Consider the following 17940-nt stretch of genomic DNA (forward strand, 5'->3'; position numbering starts at 1 on the left):
CGCCCTCGAGACTCGAGCCTGCGGCTCATGCGCTTTCGAGGGCGCAACGGCGGGACGGGCCTCGACCTTTGTGGGCCTCGTAAGAGAGTGAGGATGGGTGTGGCCCCGCAGCGCTGGTGTCCGGACCCGTCGTAAGCATCTCGGCACCGAGGGGCGTGACAGTTTCTGAAAGGGGACGGCCCGGTGAGGCCGGGGACTACCGCGTCGGTGTCCGCCGGGATGAGGTCGGGACAGTGGCCGTGTCCACCTGGCGGATTTCGAACTCGCGGGGCCGGTGACGGACCGTGTCAGTGGGTCTGGGGTTGGCGGGGCGGGGCCGGGCGGCTCTGGGGCGCCGGCCGGCGGGTGCGGGGTTCGCCGATGTAGGTGTGTTCCCGGGGGATCGAGACCAGGTTGAGGGGGATCTGGGTGGTCGCGGTGCGGATGATCACCCGGTTACCGATCGCCCCCGGCTGCTGTATCGACAGGTCCGGTTTGGTGGCCGGCCAGCCCATGGGGTCACCGGTGACGTAGATGGTGGTGATACCGGCGTGCGGCGCCGGCGCGAGTACACCGTCGACCACGGTGGCGGTGAACATGGCGTCCGACTGGTGCATCTCCACGGCCAGCATCAGCCGTTCCGGATTTCCGATCGTCTCGATCAGCTGGTACCAGGCCTGCGGACGGTCGGTGCGGACCAGGATCCGCTCGCCCACGGCCAGCGCCCGGAACACCAACTGCTGGGCGAGATACAGTTCGCCGGCCACATACACCGACGAGATACTGGCGCCCACGAGTCGCAGTGCGACACCGTTGCCCTCGTCGTCGGAGCCGATCAACTGGCCGCATCCCGACGACGGCAGCGCCAGCCCGTCGAGCACCTCGATCGGATACTCGATGGTGGGCACGACATCCTCGACATCGGGAATACCGATCGGCAGATGTGCGAGCAGGGCGCGGCGGTGACGGCCGTTCATCGACACCATGCCCTTGGACGCGGTCTTCTCCGGCATCTCCCGCAGAGTCGAGCGCCACGCCGCGCCGATGTGGACGGTATCGGCGGTACTACCCGGGCGCAGCCGCACCGCGACCGTGGTACCGCGGGATTCGGCCACCCACACCTGCGAAAGGATCTCCGACCCCAGCTGTTTCGGGTCGATCGCGGATCCGATGTTGACGCTGTTGCCGAGTTCGGCGTACCGCCAGCGATGGGTCAGCTCGCGCGCGTCGGCGCCGTGCAGGACCTGCCGGACCGCCGCCCGGATCTCCGAAGCGGTCAGGACACGCGATCCGCAGCCCGCGTCCTCCAACGTCCGTACTATCCGCTGGGTCGCGATGGTCACCGAACGCGCGGCCCCCTCGTCTCCACCGCCGCGCCGGTTCGCGGCACCGGGGCAGTCGACCATATCAAATCCGATCGCCAGCCAGACCGTGCGATACGCGGTGGCCGGCAGCGGCCCCAGTAGGGTTTCGTAGATGGCTCCGGCCGGTGTGCCCGAACGGCTGCGATGGCCGTGGCTGATGATGTCGATACCGCTGAGCAGGATGTCGTGCTGTGCGAGGCAGGTAGCGAGTTCGGCCATCGGCAGCAGATGGGAAGCGTGCACCGCGCTGCGGTCGATCCGGGTGAGCCCGCCGCGGGGTGGCAGCACCTCGACCACCGCGACCACTCGGCTCTCGTCCCAATAGAGGCCGATGGACCGATCGTCGGGGCCGCGGAAATCGTTGCTGTCCCCGATCCGGTACTCGCGGTGGGACCGGTAATCCCACCAGGTCCCGGCCCAATCCAGCAGGACGCGCCGGCCGACCGGCACGAGCGGCACGCAGCCGACCACGACCGCGACCCCCACCGCGATCCACACGTTCGCGGTGGCGAAGAGCACGGCCGTCCCCGCGACGAGTGCGAATACCTGCGCGATGAGCAGGTTGCGCATGGAGATACGCCCGAAAGCCAGACTGCGCCTGCGCCCCACTGCGGCTGGAACGGCCATGAGAGTCCCCCCAGGTACCCGGTGTCGGCCGATTATCCGGCGGCCGAGCTGAACTACGTCCCCGGGAACTGTACTGTGTTCGGCGAGCACGAGCACAGTTCGGGGGAGACGATGCCTTCAAAGCCCACTACCAGGTGGCAGATCAGCGGTTACAACTTTCTGGTCCGCCGCATGGAGCATGCGCTGGTGCGGCGGGATGTGCGGATGCTCCACGATCCCATGCGTTCTCAGCTGCGCTCCTACGTCGTGGGCCTGGTCCTGGCCGTCCTGGTGCTGGCCGGTTGCGGTGTACTGGCCCTGCTCCGGCCACAGGACAAGATCGGCCAGAACACGATTCTCATCGGCAAGGAATCCGGCGCGGTCTACGTCGTACTCAACGATGTGGTGCACCCGGCACTGAATCTGGCGTCGGCGCGGCTGGCGGCCGGTGAGGCCCCGGATGCGGCGATCGTGAAAGAGGCCGAGGTCGGTAAGAAGGCGCGCGGTCCGCTGATCGGTATCCCGGGCGCGCCCAGCGCAATCCACTACGACGCGGCGGGTAACGGCCGGCAGTGGACCGTCTGCGACGAGATGAAAACCGACGGAAGCGCAGACCGCACCACCTCGGTACTCGCGGGTGGTCTCGAGCTCGGCGCGAAGGCCTCGATCCTGGACCCGGGCAAGGCCCTGCTGGTACAGGGCGAAAACCATACCTATCTGATCTACGACCGGAAACGCGCACGCGTCGATATGACCGACCGCGCCGTCACCGACGCGCTGAAGATCACCGGCGCCACTCCGCGGCCCGTGAGCGAAGGGCTCATCAACGCGATTCCCGAAGTGCAGCCCATCGTCCGGCCCGCGATCACCGACGCCGGTAGCCCGCCGGCCGGTTATCAGGTCGGGGGTCACCGCATCGGCGATGTCGTGCAGGTCGGCACCTCCGGTACCGAGTACCACGTGGTGCTCGCCGACGGTCTGCAACCCATCTCGGCGCTGACCGGAGAGATCATCCGCAACTCCAACCCGCAGACCTCGGGCGACGACAGCATCGACCAGCGGGAACGCACCGACGCCCCGGTGTCCGCGGCGCTGCGGGTCGGTGACTACCCGCAGACCGCTCCGACTGTTCTGGAAGCCAAGGACCATCCGATCAGCTGCCTGTCGTGGAAACCCATTCCGGAGGCGGGCGAGAACACCGGTACCCGTGCCGAACTCGCGATCGTCACCGGCGTGAGCCTGCCGTTGCCCGACACGGCGAAACTGGTACCGCTCGCGCAGGCGGACGGTTCCGGGCAGAATGTCGATTCCGCCTATCTGACGCCCGGCACCGGAGCCTATGTACAGAGCACCGGCATCGAACCGGACAGCCGGCGTAAGGACAGCATCTTCTACATCGCCGATACCGGTGTGCGCTTCGGGATCAAGAACGCCGACGCGGCAAAGGCACTGGGTATGCCGGAGAAGGCCGAACCCGCACCCTGGCCGATCGTCGGCCTGCTGGCATCCGGCCCGAGCCTGGGCCGCGAAGAAGCTCTGGTCGCGCACGACGGGGTGGCACCGGATCCGTCGCCGGCCGCGCAACCGGTCAGCTCGAAGTAGCCGGGCACGGGCGCCGGCCCGGTCTCCGGTTCTAATCGGGTCGATCGCGGGGGGCCGCGGGCCCGTCCGGCCGGTCCGGCGACCTGTATTCCACTACGAGGGTGCGGTCTTCGGGCAGGCCTGATTCGAAACGCCGGCGCGCTTCTTCCAGGACCGGCTCGTCACGGCTCCAGACCTGTACCTCGATATAGCGCCCGGGGGTGCCGCCGTCCAGTGGTCCGCGGAAACTCCGATGTTCCCCGTCGAAGTCGATCGTGCCGGGGGCATCGCTGCTGCTGAAGACCCGCGGTACGAGGCCATCCGGCCAGCCCAAGGCAGGCTTTCCGATCGACGTCTGCTGCCCCGCAGCCAGTCGACCGATGCCGCGGCTACCCGCTGTGGCAGCCAAGCGATCCTGGCACACAGTCGACGGTCTTCCCGGATCGAGGCTCACCACCGGTGGGCGGGCCGACCGATCAGGCGTCGTCCTCGCTGACGCCGAAGCGCCGGCGGGTGGGGAACGAGGCGAGATAGCCGAGAATCAGACTGCCACCGATGATTCCGCTGCCGATGAGGGCGACATCGCGGGCGGTGTGATCCGGCGGCGTGGGTGGCGGTGGGACCGCGAGTTGTTTGTTCACCGCAGGATTCGGCTGTTTGGGCCGCAGTTCGTCGGGTACCTCGTCGGTCAGTGCCGCGATGGGGTCGATCGCGCCGTATCCCACGTACGGATTCCAGCCTTCGGCCGGTGCGTGCGCGGTCGCTTGGATCCGCTTCATCACCTCGACCGCGGAGAGTTCGGGGAAGCGGGACCGGACCAGGGCGACCAGGCCGGACACATACGGTGCCGCGAAACTGGTGCCGTTGATGGTCTGCTGGGCGTTCTGGGCGTTGACGGTCCCGTTGATCACGCCACCGCTGTGCACATCCAGCGACACGATGTTCTCCCCGGGCGCAGCGACGCTCAGCCAGGGACCGGGCACCGTGAACGCCGAGGGCGCGCCGTTGGCGTCGATGGAGCCCACCGACAGAACGAGGTCGTCGTATCGGGCGGGAGTGACATTGACGGTCGTATTGCTCCAGGGGTCCGCCGCGGGGTGCAACGGATCCTGGATTCCGGTGTTGCCTTTGCAACTGTCGTTATCGGTGTTGCCCGCCGAGGTGACCACCACCGCGTTCTTCTGGTGCACCGCGTAGTCGAGCGCGGCGCCCAGCGATCCGTCGGAGATCGGACTGGAACTGCAGGCCACCTCGGAGATATTGATGACGGTCGCACCCATATCGGCGGCGCGCCGGATGGCCTGCGCCATGGTGGCGACATTGCCGTACCCCTCCCTGGAGAGGTCCTCCGGGGATTTGGTGCTGTTGCTGCCCGCCTTCACATACTTGTCGCTGGTCTGGCGGATCGACAGGATCGTCGCCGCGGGCGCGACACCGGAGAACCCCTCGTTCGGGAGCCGGCTCGCACCGATGATGCCGGCCACGACGGTGCCGTGCGCATCGCAGTCCTCGGTGCCGTCACCGCTGTTGGCCACGAAATCGCCCCCGGCCCGCAGGCCGGTCAGCCGTGGGTGGCGGGCGACACCGGTATCGATCACCGCGACCACCTGGCCGGCCCCCTCGGAGAACTGCCAGGCCCGTGGTAGGTCCAGCGCGGCCTGCGCGGGTGGCACGGTCGGGCCGTCCCCGCCGGCGACGGTGCTGTTACAGGGTGCGTTCGCCTTGCGTTCGGTCGCCTGGGCGGGTTTCGCCGGGTCACCGGCCGGAAGTTGACCGGGGTCCACCGGTGCGGGTCGGTCGGCGTAGGCCACCGGATTCCCGAGCCCCAGCGATGCGCTCATACCGAGCACCGCGGCCACCGCCGCGGCGCGGACCCCCCGGTTCACAGCCCGCGGACGAGGGAGTAGAGGTCGGCCACCCAGAACACGAGCGGCAGCACGGCGGCCACGAAACCGTATTCGATCAATTCGGCGGCCCGCCGCATCGGCGGGGTGGCTGTCTGGTTGGGGACGATGATGCCGAGAATCAGTGCCGCGATCAGCATGACCAGCGCGGCACCGAAAGCAGCCAGCGGGAGATCGGTCACGAACGCCGTTCCCACCAGCATCGCCAGCAGGATCGCCGCGCCGCCCGCGATGAGGATCACCGCCTGTTCGGCCCCGGCGTAGGTGCGGCTGCGAAACATCAGGGCCGCGGCGCACACCAGCGCGAGCGCGATACCCGGCCAGAAGAACCCGCCCCCGGCCGGATCGGTCGCGACGAGTGCGCCGGCCGCGGTGACCAGCGTGGTCGCCGAGACCAGGCCGCTCAGATAGGTCCGTGCCCGGGCCGATTTCGCGTGCAACGCGTCCAGGGTCGGCAATGCGCGGTGATCGTCGGGATCGTCCTCGGTCGGGTCGATAGGTGTTCCGGGTGAGGGGACCGGCGGCAGCGGCAGTTTCGCCAGCGTCATGGAGATCCGCGGGGCCAGCGACAGGGCGCCGAGCCCGACCGCAGCCACCACCGCGCCGACCGCCTTCATCGGTTGTGCGGTGAGCAGCCCGACCAGTGCCGACGGGACCGCGAACAGGGCGACCGTCCCGGCGCCGATGAACAGTCCCAGCCCCACTCCGGTGACCCGCCAGGCCAGGATCGCCGTGGCTCCGAGCAGGGTGGAACCGAGCAGCATATGGGCCCAGTCGTAATGGTCCGGCACGATCAGCATGCCGCCGGCGAAAGCCGGTGGCAGCGCGCAGCCGCCGAGTACCAGCGACGTCTTCGGATCTCCGTACACCCGGCTGAAGACCATCGCCGCGACCACGAGCAGCACCGTGACACCGAGTGCGATCGCGCCGGTGATCCATCCGGGCAGGGCATCCGGGGACGCCAGCAGCGCGGTGCAGCCGGCCAGCATGGTGAGTACCGCGAGCACCGAGCCGGTGATCCGCGCGGTGTTCGGGTTCCAGCCGCGGAAATGCTCGGAGTCGGCGACGGCGACGTTGTACATGATGTCGTCGAAGAGCGGAGTCGGCGCGGTATGCGCCGAGTTCTCCAGCATCAGCAGTTCGCCGTCGCGGATGCCCTGCTCACCCAGACTGAGCGAATTGGACAGCGGCGGCTGGCCGATGCGGGCCAGGACCCAGTCCGCGGGCTCGTACCGTTCGCCCTGGTTGTCGAAGTCGTTGGTTCTGCTGTGCGCGGCGATCATATCGACGACACTCGGGATGACCAGCGCGACCGGGACATCGACCGGAATGGCCATATCGACCTGAGTGTGTTTGGCCAGAATGGTGACCCTGGTCAGATCCGGTGCACGGACTACACCCCGCGAGGAATCTTCCTCCATATGGTCCAGTCGCGCATGCGTCACGCTTCCCCCAGTTGATTCGCTACCCTGCTCTTTTTCCGCATTCTCCCAGGAGATCGCGGGTTGCGTGCCCTCGTCCCGGCCAGCAGAATGCAGGTCGAACTGTACGACATGTTCGGGCTTGCCTCTACACTGAGCCCGAATATCGCATGGCCACAAGGGGGATCTCGTTCGATGACGACTGTCCGTTTTCAGCGGCGTGCGCGCCGGGAGGTCCCGCGAACTCCGGGCGGCGAGGTCACCCTGCAACCACCGCCCGAGATCCCCCGGGTGACCCCGGGAAATCTGCTGGGCAAGCTCATGCCGGTCGTGATGATCCTCGGCATGGTCGGGATGATGGCGCTGATGTTCACCCAGGGCAGCGGTATCGCGTCGAACCCGATGTCGCTGATGTTCCCGATGATGATGATGGTCTCGATGGTCGGCATGTTCGCCGGTCAGGGTAACGGTAAGGGCGCCAAGGCCGCCGAGGCCAACGAGGACCGCAAAGACTATCTGCGCTATCTCGATCAGGTTCGCAAGGATGTCGGTATCACGGCGGCCGAGCAGCGGGCCGCGGTCGAATGGAGTCATCCGGAGCCCGGACTGGTCTGGATGCTCGCCGGCACCTCCCGGATGTGGGAGCGCCGGCCCAGTGACAAGGACTTCTGCCATGTCCGGATCGGGATCGGCGGCCAGCGTCTGGCCACCCGCCTGGTCGCGCCGGAAACCGGTCCGGTGGAGGAACTCGAACCGATCGCCGCGGTATCGCTGCGCCGCTTCGTCCGCGCGCATTCGACCGTCCCGGATCTGCCCACCGCCATCGCCGTGAAGGGGTTCGCCACCATCGCCCTCGACGGCGACCGGGCCCAGGCCCGGGACATGGTGCGCGCGATGCTCGTCCAGCTGGCCATGTTCCACGGCCCGGACCAGGTACTCACCGCGATCGTGTGTGGTCCCGACACCAGCGCGGAATGGGAATGGACCAAATGGCTGCCGCATACCCAGCACCCCGACTCCCAGGACGGTGTCGGCACCCAGCGCATGTTCTTCGGCTCGATCCGTGAGGCGATGGCCGGGCTCGCCCCGATCCTCGGGAACCGGGTCCGCTATTCCCGTAACCAGCCCACCAATTCCGCGATGGTGCATGTGGTGATCGTGGTGGACGGCGGCCTGCTGGAGGCCGAGGACGATCAGTTGCGCGAATCCGGATACGAGGGCGTCACCGTGATCGACCTCTGCGGGTACGCACCGCGGCTGGCGGTATCGCGCGGTATCGGCCTCACCATCCGCAACGGTGAATGCCTGGGACGCGGTGCCACCGGAAACCAGGAACGGTTCGCGGTCATCGACCGGATCAGTCGGGAACAGGCACAGCAGGTGGCCCGCCGCCTGGCACCGTACCGCGCGGCGACCCAGCGCAGCAGCGATGTCGAGGTCACCGAGGGAGAGACCATCAACACCTGGGCCCAGCTGATGGGCTTGGGCGATATCGGCTCCTTCAATCCGGAGAGCGCGTGGCGGCCCCGCTACGGCCGGGAACGGCTGCGAGTGCCCTTCGGTGTGGGGGCCGACGGCCTGCCCGTGGTTCTCGATATCAAAGAGGCCGCCGAATCCGGGATGGGCCCGCACGGTCTGTGTATCGGTGCCACCGGATCCGGTAAATCCGAATTCCTGCGCACGCTGGTACTGAGTCTGCTCGCGACGCATTCACCGGATCAGCTGAACCTGGTCCTGGTGGACTTCAAAGGTGGTGCCACCTTCCTCGGTCTCGACGGCGTACCGCATGTCGCGGCCGTCATCACCAACCTGGAAGAGGAAGCCGATCTGGTCGACCGTATGCGCGACGCGCTGGCCGGTGAGATGAACCGCCGTCAGGAAGTCCTGCGCCAGGCCGGTAACTTCGCGAACGTCTCCGAATACGAGAAGGCGCGGGCCGCCGGTGCCGACCTCGATCCGCTGCCCGCGCTGTTCGTGGTACTGGACGAATTCTCCGAACTTCTCACCCAGCACCCCGATTTCGCGGAACTGTTCGTGATGATCGGCCGGCTGGGCCGATCGTTGCACGTCCATCTGCTGCTCGCCTCGCAGCGTCTGGAAGAGGGCAAACTCAAGGGCCTGGAATCGCATCTGTCCTACCGGATCGGCCTGAAGACGTTCTCCGCCAACGAGTCCCGGCAGGTCCTCGGCGTGCCGGATGCCTACAACCTGCCCAACAACCCCGGCGGCGGGTATCTGAAATCGGATTCGGGCGAGATCCAGCGGTTCCAGGCCTCCTACGTGTCCGGTACCTATGTGGGTGGTGGACCGCAGCGCGATATCGCGGTCGCCACCCGGGCCGGTGAAATCGATATCACCGCGCGCCCGTTCCTCGCCAAACACGTCGAATTCCGGGCGGTGGACCGGGTTCCACTCGCTCCCGAACCCCTCGACGATCCGGAACCACTGGTGGTCGACGGCGAACAGCTCTCCAATATCGGCATGCTGGTGGCCCGGATCCGCGGCCACGGCCGGCCCGCGCACGAGATCTGGCTGCCGCCACTGGATTCTGCGCCGTCTCTGGACGAGTTGGTGCCACGTTCGATTCTCACCGGCGAGTACAACGCACAGGCCGGTCTGCGCGCCCCGATCGGTCTCGTCGACCGGCCCTACGACCAGCGGCGTGACCCACTCGTGGTCGATCTGTCCGGCGCCCGCGGCAATGTGGCGGTGGTCGGTGGTCCGCAGTCGGGTAAATCGACCATGCTGCGCACGCTGATCATGGCGATGTCGCTGACCCACACCGCCGAGCAGGTGCAGTTCTACTGCCTGGACTTCGGCGGCGGCACCCTCGCGAGCCTCGAAGGGTTGCCGCACGTCGGTTCGGTGGCCGGCCGGTTGGATCACGACCAGGTGCGGCGCACCGTCGCCGAGATGACCACGATCGTGCGTACTCGGGAACTGCGTTTTCGTCAGCTCGGTATCGAGTCGATGTCGGAGTTCCGGCGGCTGCGTGCCGGTGATCCGGCCGGGAGTCAGGCCGCCACCGGCGCCCACGAGGACCCCTTCGGTGACGTCTTCCTGGTGATCGACGGATTCGGTTCGATCCGCCAGGATTTCGAACCGCTGGAACAGGCCATCATGAACCTCGCGGTACAGGGTCTGTCCTACGGCGTGCACGTCGTGATCGCCCTGTCGCGCTGGATGGAAGCCCGGCCACAGCTCAAGGACCAGATCGGGACGCGCCTCGAACTGCGCCTCGGTGATCCCGCCGATTCCGAGTTCGGCCGTAAGGTCGCGGCCCTGGTCCCCCAGGGCCGCCCGGGCCGCGGTATGACTCCGGAAAGCCTGCATATGCTCACGGCGCTGCCGCGGGTGGACGGATCCTCCGATCCCGAGGACATCAGCCGCGGCGTCGCCGACGCGGTCGCGCGACTCCAGCAGGCCACCCCGGGCCGCCCCGCTCCACAGGTCCGCATGCTGCCCGAACAACTCGACCGCGAACAGTTCGTCCGCGCGATCGGTCCCTGGCAGGGGCCGGCCGATCGGCGCAATGTCGCGATCCCGATCGGTATCAACGAATCCGAACTGTCGCCGGTGTTCCTCAACTTCGACGACAACCCGCACTTCCTGATCTTCGGTGATACCGAATGCGGTAAATCCACCCTGCTGCGCAATATCGTCAGCGGAATCGTCGAATCCAATGCGCGGGACCGCGCGGCGCTCATCCTGGTCGACTTCCGGCGCACCATGCTCGGATACTTCGATCAGGACCGCCTGGCCGCCTACGCGACCGGTGCCGAGGGGCTGACCACGAATATGCGTGATCTCGCGGCACTGCTGCGTACCCGGATGCCCGGCCCGAATGTCACGCCGCAGGAACTGCGCGACCGCTCCTGGTGGTCGGGCCCGGATCTCTTCGTGATCGTCGACGACTACGACCTGGTGTCCAGCGGATCCAGTGGTAACCCGTTGGCGCAGATCGTCGACTATCTGGCCCACGCCAAGGACATCGGCCTGCATCTGATCATCTCGCGGCGGTCCGGCGGTGCCGGGCGCGCCCTGTACGAACCGGTGATCTCCCGGCTGCGTGACCTGGCCACGCCGGGTCTGATCATGAGCGGCAGCCGCGAGGAGGGCGGTCTGCTCGGCAATGTCCGGCCCAGCGCCATGCCACCGGGCCGCGGCACGCTGGTCGGCCGTTCGGGTAACGAACTCGTCCAGACCTCGTGGATGCCGACCCAATAATGCCGGTCGTCGAGATCGCGCTGACCGAGACCCGATTGTGGGCGTGGAGCGCGAACACCCACGCCGACCTGACACCATCGATCGTGCCCAGCGGCGACGGCCGCAGCCTGGTGGTCGGGGAGCCGATGGCGCCGCCGTCGATCGCGGTATCGCCGGTACAACTGATCGCAGCCGACCGCATCGCCTACGACCCGGGGATGCCGACGCCCGACGAGGCGTTGACCGCAGTCTTCGGCCATACGCTGGCGCAGCTTCGGATATCCGCACCGTGTGCACGGCTCACCGTGGTCCATCCGACCGAATGGGATCCGCATCGGCTGGCGGTACTGGAGTCCGCGGCCCGCCGGTTCAGCGGTCACGTGACGCTGGAGACGATCGCTGTCCGGGCGGTCGCCGCCGGACAGCGGATCCGGGACGCGCGAACGGTTGTGCTGGAATTCGGGCCGCTGGCCACCACCGCCTCCACTGTGGTTCCCGGCGAGCACGGCCCGCGGCTCGAATACTGCGAACACGAGCCGGCACTGGCCGCCGCCGAGATCACCTCCGAGGAGGACGGTGTCGCGCGTTTCGATGCTGTTCTCGAACGGCTGCTACACGGCTGCCGGGTGAGTTCTGTTGTCGTGGTGGGACGTACCGACGCCGGTTTCCTCGAACGTATCGCCGCAGCGGTCGCGGACCGCTGCGGCGGGGTCGAACTCCTGGTGGTGGCAGGTACGGATCTGGTGCGAGTGCACCCGAGCGAGCCGGACGATCATCGCACCGCTCTGCCGCCGGCCGCTGCCGAAGCCGAATGGCTGCAACCCCTGCGGGAACGCGCGGCCGCCACCCGGCCGCCGCGCTCCCGGACTCCGCTCTACCTGGGCGCCGTCGCCGTGTTCGCGGTGGCCGTCGTGGTCGCGGCGGGCGTGGGTATCGCTCGGATATCGGGCGGTGACTCCGATGCCGTGGCCGCCGTGCCGAGTACCACTTCCGGCCCGGCCGTCCGCGTCACGCCGACCGCCGAGTCCGGTTCGGGCCCGGTGACCTTCGGCGCTCTGCGCCTCACGGTGCCCGGCGGCTGGCATCCCGCCGGTCCGGTCGCCGCGACGGACCAGCGCCTCGAACTGGTCCCGGATACCGGCCCGCGTGCCCGGATCACGGTGGCGCAGCAGCCGGTGGCATCCGGTGCGGATCACGAACAGATCGCCGCCACACTGGAAGCTCAGATCGCCCGCCGCCCAGCCGGATCGGTCTCCGCCATCCGTCGTGATGTGGTCTTCGCCGGCCGTCCCGGCCTGGCATATTCCGAGCATCCAGAGGACGGATCGACCGTTGACTGGCATGTTATCGTCGAGCACAGCATCCAGATCAGTATCGGGTGCCAGTATCGGACAGGGGGGCAGGACTCGATCACACCTATCTGTGAAGAACTCGCGAACTCGCTGGATGTCACTCCATGACTCCGGTCGGGACGTTTCCCGAAATCTTATGGAACCGATTGGGCGGGGATCGCGTCCAATCATCATGAAGGCAAGTTCGGACCGTTTGCGGACGCAGGGGGTCCGGATCCGAACTCGATTAAGGAGATATCGTGGCGAACCCCAACGTCACTACCGACGTAGCGGCAATGGAGACAGCTGCCAAGCACGTCGAGAACGTGAATTCGCAGCTGCAGACCGAACTGGGCAACGTGCGCAACATTGTTGCCGGTTCCGCGGGGAACTGGGAGGGCGCCGCCGCCGGAACCTTCCGCAAGGTCATGGACGACTACGATCAGCAGTCCCGCAAGCTGCACGATGTCCTGGCGGAAATCGGCACCCTCATTCGTGAAAACGGTAAGGGGTACACCGCAACCGAGCAGGCCAACCAGGATCGTCTGCATTCGCTCGGTGCATCGGCCGAACTCGGCTCCAGCCTGAAGATCTGAACGTCACCGGTTCACGAGAGTTCTAGGAGTTATTGCTATGTCGCAGATGAAGTATTCCGAAGGCCAGCTGATGGCGATGACCGGAGACCTTCGTTCGTCGAAGGGCCGGTTGACGGAAACCCACGACGAGCTCCAGGGCTACGTCAACGCGCTGGCCGCGGAATGGGAATCCGGTGCGCAGGAGGCCTACCGCCTCAAGCAGGGCCGCTGGGACGAGGCCCACAACAGCCTGCTCGACATCATGGAGCGTCTCGCCAAGATCGTCGAGGACGGTGCCATCGATATGTCGACCACCGATAAGCAGAATGCGGCGCGCTGGGCCTGATTCGATCGACCGGTCCGGTGCAGCGCGAAGCAACGATTGTGCCCCGAGAACAGTTCTCGAGGCACAATCGTTTTCTTTTCTCCCCGGTCGGGGAGTCCGGTCGTAGATATTGTTTCGCAGCCTTCCGATGAAATTCTCGGGCCCGGAATCCGGGTATATCGAGAAATCCGGAAAGGACCCCGGATCGCAGTGTGGGAGAACCCGGTATCGCATCGGAATCTCACCCGAAACGAATCGGTCGATTCCGCGCGGCTTCCTCCGGCACTCCCGTCCCCGGTCGAAGAAGGGCCCGGGGCAGATACCGGCACTGTGATCTGCGTTCCTGTGAAGGGTTGTGGACCTGTCGGTCTGGATGATGGAAGATGTGCGTCCCCGCAGGTTCGGTCTCCTGGCCGCTTCGATCGTCGCGTTACTGCTCACCGGGTGTGGGGGTGGCGAGAATCTGGTGCCTGTACCCGACGGGATCCCGCCCGGACCCGGCGTACCCGTTCCGGCTATCGATATCGACGCTCCCGGGCGAACCGCCGCTCAGTTGAACGCATGGGCCACCGAGCATGCCGGAGCCCTCGAGATACCGGTGACCGCGCTCGAGGCGTACGGGTACGCGGCGGCGGTGATGGAGCGGGCCCGGCCGGATTGCGGTATCGGCTGGACCACCCTGGCGGGGATCGGGAGCGTGGAGAGCGACCACGGCCGGCACCGCGGTGCGCGGGTTCGTGACGACGGGCAGGTCGAGCCGTCGATCATCGGGATTCCGCTGGACGGGGCGCCGGGGGTCGCGGAGATAAGGGATACCGACGACGGCCGGCTCGACGGTGACCGCGTCTTCGATCGGGCGGTGGGCCCGATGCAGTTCATTCCGGAGACCTGGCGTAAATGGGGAGTCGACGCCAACGGCGACGGGGTCGCCGATCCGCACAGTATCGACGACGCGGCGCTCACCGCGGCGCGGTATCTGTGCGTGAGCGGTGGGACGCTGCGCACCGCCGAAGGATGGAGCAGGGCATTGTTCACCTACAACCGGTCGGAGAGCTATCGGCAGGCCGTCCGGGACCGTGCCGCGGCCTACAGTGTCGGGCGCCGGGTCTGAGGTGGCGCCGGAACCGCGGTGCGCGCTGCGGGGCGGCGGATGGACTGGCCGCAACCGGGCCTATTAGGCTCGCAACCGCACGGCTCGTCCCCGATAGCTACCGTGCCAGCAGCCGAAGGAGTGTTGTTTTCGTGGCCATCATCGAACAGGTCGGAGCTCGCGAGATCCTGGATTCGCGCGGTAACCCCACCGTCGAGGTCGAGATCGCCCTCGACGACGGCACCCTGACCCGCGCCGCGGTGCCCTCCGGTGCGTCCACCGGCGAGCACGAGGCCGTGGAACTCCGCGACGGCGGAGAGCGCTACAACGGCAAGGGTGTGCAGAAAGCCGTCGAGGGAGTGCTCGACGAGATCGCGCCGGCCGTGATCGGTCTGGACGCGGTGGAACAGCGCACTGTCGATCAGGCGCTGCTCGATCTGGACGGTACGCCGGACAAATCGCGGCTCGGCGCCAACGCGCTGCTGGGGGTATCCCTCGCGGTGGCGCGAGCGGCCGCGGAGTCCTCGGGTCTGGAGCTGTTCCGCTACCTCGGCGGCCCCAACGCCCATGTCCTCCCGGTGCCGATGATGAACATCCTCAACGGCGGCGCGCACGCCGACACCGGTGTGGATGTACAGGAGTTCATGGTGGCGCCGATCGGCGCGCCTACCTTCAAGGAATCGCTGCGCTGGGGTACGGAGGTCTACCACGCGCTCAAGGCGGTCCTGAAGGAGAAGGGCCTGGCCACCGGGCTGGGTGATGAGGGCGGGTTCGCGCCCGATGTCGCCGGGACCAAGGAAGCACTGGACCTGATCAGCGTTGCGATCGGCAAGACCGGCCTGAAGCTGGGCCGGGATGTGGCCCTCGCCCTGGACGTCGCGGCGACCGAGTTCTACAAGGACGGCGCCTATCAGTTCGAGGGTTCCGCCCGCTCGGCCGCCGAGATGGCCAAGTTCTACACCGAACTGCGGGCGGCTTACCCGCTGGTGTCCATCGAAGATCCGCTGTCGGAGGACGACTGGGACGGCTGGGTCGCGCTGACCGACGAGATCGGTGACAAGGTGCAGCTGGTCGGCGACGACCTGTTCGTCACCAACCCCGAACGCCTCGAGGACGGCATCGCCAAGGGTGCGGCCAACGCGCTGCTGGTGAAGGTCAACCAGATCGGCACCCTCACCGAGACCCTGGACGCGGTCGAACTGGCGCATCGCAACGGCTACAAGACGATGATGTCGCACCGGTCGGGTGAAACCGAGGACACCACCATCGCCGATCTGGCCGTCGCTGTCGGTAGCGGACAGATCAAGACCGGTGCCCCGGCGCGCAGCGAGCGGGTGGCCAAGTACAACCAGCTGTTGCGTATCGAGGACGCGCTCGGCGATTCGGCCCGCTACGCCGGTGATGTGGCCTTCCCCCGGTTCACCTTCGAGGACTGAGGTAGATGACGGAGCGGCGTGCGCGCGGTCCCAGCCCCGCGGGTCGGGGCGACCGCCGCACGTCGCGCGCGCCGTCGCGCCGTCCTGCCGCCGAAGTGCACGGCGTCGCGGAGCGGGTGCGGCGCACGACACGTCGGTCCCGGGCCGGGCAGGAGGGTGCGCGGGACTGGTCGGAGCGGACCATTCTGGGGTTGTCCGCCGGTAAGGCGATCATCCTCGCGATGGTGGTGTGCGCGCTGGCGATGACGCTCGCCGTGCCCATGCGCACCTACTTCACTCAGCGCGCGGAAGCCGATCAGCTCGCGGCCGAACGCCGTACGCTCGAGGACGATATCGACCGGCTGAAGGACCGCCGTTCCCAGCAGGAAGACCCCGCCTACATCCGCTCCGAGGCACGTGACCGGTTGCGGCTGGTGATGCCCGGCGAAACTCCCTATATCGTCCAGGTTCCGGGAATCGAAGTGCCGGCGATCCCGGATCCGCAGGCCCCCCGGCACGAACCCGATCCGTGGTACACGGATCTGTGGCGGAGTATCTCCGAGCCACCCCCCGAAACCGCAGCACCCGCGCCGCAGCCGGAAGGATCCAGGTGAGTACACCCGACGACCGAGATCTGCAGATCGTCGCCGAACAATTGGGCCGCGAACCGCGCGGGGTGCTCGCCATCGCCTACCGGACGCCGGACGGACTTCCCGCAGTGGTGAAGACCGCGCCGAAACTGCCCGACGGCACACCGTTCCCCACGCTCTACTACCTCACCGACCCCCGGCTGACCGCCGAGGCCAGCCGGTTGGAGTCCTCGGGGGTGATGAAGGAGATGACCGACCGGCTCGGCCGCGATACCGAACTCGCCGCCGCCTATCGGGCGGCACACGAGGGCTATCTGGCCGAACGGGACGAGATCGAATCGCTGGGTACCGATTTCAGCGGTGGCGGGATGCCGGACCGGGTGAAATGCCTGCATGTGCTGATCGCGCACGCACTGGCCAAGGGCCCCGGAGTCAATCCGCTCGGTGACGAGGCGGTGGCGCTGGCGGCGGCGAACGGGCTGCGCGGCAGTGCGATCCCGGCCGACTGGCCGGAATACGTAGTGACGGAAGACGAGAGAGGCGCCGATGACTGACCGGGTCGCTGCCGTGGACTGCGGCACCAATTCGATCCGACTGCTGATCGCCGATATCGGCGCGGATTCGACCCTGACCGATGTGCACCGGGAGATGCGGATCGTGCGGCTCGGTAAAGGGGTCGACGCGACGGGGCGGCTGAACCCGGAGGCGATCGAACGTACCCGCGTGGCGCTGGCCGACTATGTGACGCTCATGCTGGAGCACGGGGTGAGCCGGGTTCGGATGGTCGCCACCTCCGCCACCCGCGACGCGTCGAACCGGGAGGATTTCTTCGCGATGACCCGGGCCGAGCTCGGCCGGGTGGTGCCGGGCGCGAGCGCTGAGGTGATCACCGGCGACGAGGAGGCGCGGCTGTCGTTCACCGGCGCGGTCGGTGAACTGTCGGCGGCGGACGGGCCGTTCGTCGTGGTCGACCTGGGCGGCGGATCCACCGAACTCGTGGTCGGGGACGGCGACGGAGTGCAGGCGGCGTTCTCGGCCGATATCGGCTGCGTACGGGTTACCGAGCGGTGCCTGCGGGGAAATCCGCCCGAGGCGGCGGAAGTGGCCGCGGCCCGGGAATTCGCGACCGAAAAGCTCACCGAGGCGTTCACCCATGTTCCGGTGGCCGGCGCGCATACCTGGGTCGGGGTGGCGGGCACCATGACCACGCTCGCCGCGGTCGCGCTGGATCTGCCGGAATACGATTCGGCGAGAACCCATCTGGCGCGGATCACCCTGCCGGATTTGACCGCCGTGTGTGATCGGCTGATCGGGATGGACCACGACGAGCGCGCGGCGCTGGGACCGATGCACCCGGGCCGTGTCGACGTCATCGGCGGCGGAGCGGTGATCACCGAGGTGCTGGCGGCGGAACTGGCCCGGCGTGCCGGGATCGGCGAATTGGTCGTCAGCGAGCACGACATCCTGGACGGGATAGCCCTGTCCATCGCTTGACAGGGACGGCGGCCAGTGGCGGCGTGTGCCACTGCGATTGCGCTGCGGCGGACAAGGGC

14 protein-coding genes are annotated in these 17940 nt (G+C 67.5%); 10 read left to right on the forward strand and 4 right to left on the reverse strand.

The annotated features are described in order from the left end of the window. Positions 1 to 287 precede the first annotated feature (287 nt). Entirely contained in the window at positions 288 to 1970 is a 1683-nt protein-coding gene (gene eccE / locus ACWCPQ_RS28820; protein WP_449904697.1) for a type VII secretion protein EccE, read from the reverse strand. Between the two features lie 111 nt (positions 1971 to 2081). Between eccE and eccB the strand changes: the two genes are divergently transcribed. Further along, complete coding sequence (gene eccB / locus ACWCPQ_RS28825; protein WP_449904699.1) at positions 2082 to 3551, forward strand: type VII secretion protein EccB; 1470 nt, start codon at positions 2082 to 2084, stop codon at positions 3549 to 3551. A gap of 31 nt (positions 3552 to 3582) precedes the next feature. On the opposite strand, the gene ACWCPQ_RS28830 is transcribed toward eccB, so the two are convergent. From ACWCPQ_RS28830 to eccD, 3 genes are all read right to left on the reverse strand, one after another. Further along, the gene (locus tag ACWCPQ_RS28830) at positions 3583 to 3864 is read right to left on the reverse strand and encodes a hypothetical protein (protein WP_449904701.1); all 282 of its coding nucleotides are present in this window, start codon (positions 3862 to 3864) and stop codon (positions 3583 to 3585) included. A gap of 142 nt (positions 3865 to 4006) precedes the next feature. Beyond that, complete coding sequence (mycP, locus tag ACWCPQ_RS28835) at positions 4007 to 5371, reverse strand: type VII secretion-associated serine protease mycosin (RefSeq protein ID WP_449904703.1); 1365 nt, start codon at positions 5369 to 5371, stop codon at positions 4007 to 4009. Between the two features lie 41 nt (positions 5372 to 5412). Further along, positions 5413 to 6879 (reverse strand): type VII secretion integral membrane protein EccD, encoded by a 1467-nt coding sequence (gene eccD, locus ACWCPQ_RS28840; protein WP_449904705.1) that lies wholly within the window; start codon positions 6877 to 6879, stop codon positions 5413 to 5415. A gap of 171 nt (positions 6880 to 7050) precedes the next feature. Between eccD and eccCa the strand changes: the two genes are divergently transcribed. The 9 genes from eccCa (at position 7051) to ACWCPQ_RS28885 (ending at position 17881) form a co-directional block, all read left to right on the forward strand. Beyond that, the gene (gene eccCa / locus ACWCPQ_RS28845) at positions 7051 to 11082 is read left to right on the forward strand and encodes a type VII secretion protein EccCa (RefSeq protein ID WP_449904707.1); all 4032 of its coding nucleotides are present in this window, start codon (positions 7051 to 7053) and stop codon (positions 11080 to 11082) included. Then, entirely contained in the window at positions 11082 to 12521 is a 1440-nt protein-coding gene (locus tag ACWCPQ_RS28850; RefSeq protein ID WP_449904709.1) for a type VII secretion-associated protein, read from the forward strand. The genes eccCa and ACWCPQ_RS28850 overlap by 1 nt, the downstream gene beginning before the upstream one ends. A 131-nt stretch (positions 12522 to 12652) precedes the next feature. Further along, a complete protein-coding gene (locus ACWCPQ_RS28855; RefSeq protein WP_449904711.1) occupies positions 12653 to 12988 on the forward strand; it encodes a WXG100 family type VII secretion target in 336 nt (111 codons plus the stop codon). Positions 12989 to 13025: 37 nt separating this feature from the next. Continuing rightward, positions 13026 to 13313, forward strand: coding sequence for a WXG100 family type VII secretion target (locus tag ACWCPQ_RS28860; RefSeq protein ID WP_449904713.1), 288 nt, complete (start codon positions 13026 to 13028; stop codon positions 13311 to 13313). A 355-nt stretch (positions 13314 to 13668) separates the two neighbouring features. Next, a complete protein-coding gene (locus ACWCPQ_RS28865) occupies positions 13669 to 14403 on the forward strand; it encodes a lytic transglycosylase domain-containing protein (protein WP_449904799.1) in 735 nt (244 codons plus the stop codon). A 131-nt stretch (positions 14404 to 14534) separates the two neighbouring features. After that, entirely contained in the window at positions 14535 to 15818 is a 1284-nt protein-coding gene (eno, locus tag ACWCPQ_RS28870) for a phosphopyruvate hydratase (protein WP_062998939.1), read from the forward strand. A 5-nt stretch (positions 15819 to 15823) separates the two neighbouring features. Next, positions 15824 to 16411, forward strand: coding sequence for an FtsB family cell division protein (locus tag ACWCPQ_RS28875; RefSeq protein ID WP_449904715.1), 588 nt, complete (start codon positions 15824 to 15826; stop codon positions 16409 to 16411). Beyond that, positions 16408 to 16941, forward strand: coding sequence for a DUF501 domain-containing protein (locus tag ACWCPQ_RS28880; RefSeq protein WP_449904717.1), 534 nt, complete (start codon positions 16408 to 16410; stop codon positions 16939 to 16941). The genes ACWCPQ_RS28875 and ACWCPQ_RS28880 overlap by 4 nt, the downstream gene beginning before the upstream one ends. Further along, positions 16934 to 17881, forward strand: a complete 948-nt coding sequence (locus ACWCPQ_RS28885) for a Ppx/GppA phosphatase family protein (RefSeq protein WP_449904719.1) — start codon at positions 16934 to 16936, stop codon at positions 17879 to 17881. The genes ACWCPQ_RS28880 and ACWCPQ_RS28885 overlap by 8 nt, the downstream gene beginning before the upstream one ends. The last annotated feature ends 59 nt before the right edge of the window (positions 17882 to 17940 follow it).

Source organism: Nocardia sp. NPDC001965 (assembly GCF_053594175.1).